Source organism: Pseudomonas sp. Z18(2022) (assembly GCF_036346535.1).
Taxonomy (GTDB): domain Bacteria; phylum Pseudomonadota; class Gammaproteobacteria; order Pseudomonadales; family Pseudomonadaceae; genus Aquipseudomonas; species Aquipseudomonas yamanorum_A.
The window spans coordinates 1-369 of sequence record NZ_JAOTOA010000075.1 but is presented as its reverse complement, the minus strand read 5'-3'; the positions used below and the strand labels follow the sequence as shown (position 1 = coordinate 369).

The 369-nt window shown below is 61.8% G+C and carries 1 protein-coding gene; it reads left to right on the top strand.

Going from position 1 to position 369, the window contains the following annotated elements; translation table 11 throughout:
• A partial coding sequence (locus V3W39_RS33650; protein ID WP_330214194.1) for a contractile injection system protein, VgrG/Pvc8 family occupies positions 1-369 on the top strand: 369 nt, incomplete at both ends.

Here is a 369-nt window from a genome sequence, read left to right as displayed (position 1 = left end):
CGCCACAAACTCACCGTTCGCGATGTTGACGCAGTGCTCGACGTCCTGGCCTTCGAGGGCACCGAAGGCCTGAGCGAACTGTTCAACTACCGTGTCGAGTTCACCAGCACCGCCCGCGACATCGCTGTCGAGAAAATGCTCGGTCAGAACGCCACGTTCAGCTTGTACAGCGCACCGCAGCAATCGCCGATGCGCGGTTTCATCCCGCCGCCTGCCAGGCAGTTGCGCACGCTGCATGGCGTGGTCACCGGCTTCAAACGCCTGTCCGGCTCCGTTGATGAAGCCCGCTATGAAATCACCCTGGAACCCCACTTTGCCCTGCTGGGGCGAGGCCAGCAGTTCCGCATCTACCAACACCAATCCGTCCCT